Raw genomic sequence first — 1,967 nt, forward strand, 5'->3', positions numbered from 1 at the left:
AAATCGCATGGCGATTTCGGGTGAGGGGGTGGCTCAGGCCTGCGGGCCGAGAGCTAGACCCGCCTCAGCCCTTGCCGTAGCGGATCTCCAGCACCTCGGCGGTCTCGATCCCGCCGGGGGTGCGGATCTCGATCACGTCGCCCACCTGCGTCCGCGCCAGCGCGCGGGCGAGGGGTGAGATCCAGCTGATGTCGCCGGCATCCGCATCGGTCTCGTCGATGCCGACGATGCGCACGGTGCGTTCGCGGTCCTGGCTGTCGACATAGGTGACGGTGGCGCCGAAATAGACCCGGTCGCGATTGGTCTGGCGCGCCGGGTCGACCACCTCGGCGATCTCCAGCCGCTTGGTCAGGAACCGCACCCGGCGGTCGATCTCGCGCAGCCGCTTCTTGCCGTAGATGTAGTCGCCATTCTCCGACCGGTCGCCATTGCCGGCGGCCCAGGACACCACCTCGACCACCTTCGGCCGCTCGACCCGCCACAGCTGCTTCAGCTCGTCCTGCAGCCGTTGGAAGCCCTCGGGCGTGATGTAGTTCTTCGATCCCGCGGGCAGGGGGGCCGGCGCATCGTCCAGCTCCTCCTCGGTGTCGCTCTCTTTGGTGAAGGCCTTGCTCATGGCGTCACTGTAGCATCGCGGGGCGGGTTCGCGATGGCGAACCCAACGGTCATGGGTCGGATCGATGTTAGGTTCGCAAAGCGCGAACCCAATCTACGTTGCGGCATCCCAGTGGCGGAACTCGATCGTCTCACCGGCCGATCGATATTCCAGATCCGCGTCCGGATCCTCCGTGACCCAGATATCCCGGATGCGATTCCCGCTGCGCGAGACCGCGATCCGTGCCCGGTTCTGGAGGATGGCGTCGACAAATCGCGCGACCGCATCGGCTTCCGGCAGATCATGGACCGCGGCCAGCAGATCGGCATGGGTATGCCACGGATAGCCTTCGAAGCCGATCAAGACGTCTGCTTCTTCAGATTTGACGATCAGCCGGAGCAGGCCGTCCGGGCTGATGTAGGTCCGGTCTTCCACGACATCCCCCTCCAGCATCGTCGGTTGGGCCTGATCGTTAAATGGCGATGTCCCGGCGGCAGAAGCCCTCGGGCCAGTCGATGCGGTCGACGGCCTGGTAGGCCCGCGCCCGGGCTTCGGCGACGTCGGCGCCCAGCGCGGTCACCGCCAGCACCCGGCCGCCCTGGGCGGCGATGGTGCCGTCGGCATCAGCGGCTGTGCCGGCGTGGAAGACGATGGTGCCGGGCACCCCGGCCGCCTGGTCCAGCGCGCGGATCGGGCTGCCCTTCTGATACGACCCGGGATAGCCCTTCGCAGCCATCACCACCGTCACCGCCGCCTCCGGCCGCCAGCGCAGGGTCAGGTGGCGCAGCGTGCCGTCGGCCGCGGCCAAGAGGGCGGTCAGCAGGTCGGAGGACAGCCGCGGCAGCAGCGTCTCGCATTCCGGGTCGCCGAAGCGGACATTGTGCTCGATCAGCTGCGGCCCGCGGTCGGTCAGCATCAGCCCGGCGAACAGGATGCCGCGGAACGGCGTGCCCTCGGCCTCCATGGCTCGCAGCGTCGGCTGCACGATCTCGGCCATGATCCGGGCTTCCAGCTCCGGCGTCGCCAGCGGGTGCGGCGACACCGCGCCCATGCCGCCGGTGTTCGGGCCCTCGTCGTTGTCGTAGGCGCGCTTGTGGTCGCGGGCGGTGGCCAGCGGCAGGGCGGTTTCGCCGTCGCACAGGGCGAAGAAGCTCAGCTCCGGCCCGACCAGGCATTCCTCGACCACGATCGAGGCGCCGGCGGCGCCGAAGCCGCCCTCGGTCAGCATCGAATCGACCGCGTCCTGGGCCTCTTCGACCGTCGTCGCCACCACCACGCCCTTGCCGGCGGCCAGCCCATCGGCCTTGACCACGATCGGCGCGCCCTCGGCGGCGATATAGGCGCGGGCCTCGGCCGCATCGGTGAAGCGGCG

General features: G+C 69.1%; 3 protein-coding genes. All 3 read right to left on the minus strand.

The annotated features are described in order from the left end of the window. Positions 1-64: 64 nt before the first annotated feature. On the minus strand, positions 65-616 hold the full coding sequence (gene greB, locus AC3XYG_RS03115) for a transcription elongation factor GreB (protein ID WP_489138351.1): 552 nt from the start codon (positions 614-616) through the stop codon (positions 65-67). A 93-nt stretch (positions 617-709) separates the two neighbouring features. Further along, entirely contained in the window at positions 710-1,030 is a 321-nt protein-coding gene (locus AC3XYG_RS03120) for a hypothetical protein (protein ID WP_489138352.1), read from the minus strand. 37 nt (positions 1,031-1,067) lie between these two features. Next, on the minus strand, positions 1,068-1,967 hold a 900-nt coding region (gene purD / locus AC3XYG_RS03125), incomplete at its 5' end, for a phosphoribosylamine--glycine ligase (protein WP_489138353.1).

It is taken from the genome of Inquilinus sp., assembly GCF_057815775.1.

What these genes read in the sequence shown, in the direction of transcription:
- greB (WP_489138351.1), bottom strand. Translation starts at nt 616, where the DNA reads ATGAGCAAGGCCTTCACCAAAGAGAGCGACACCGAGGAGGAGCTGGAC.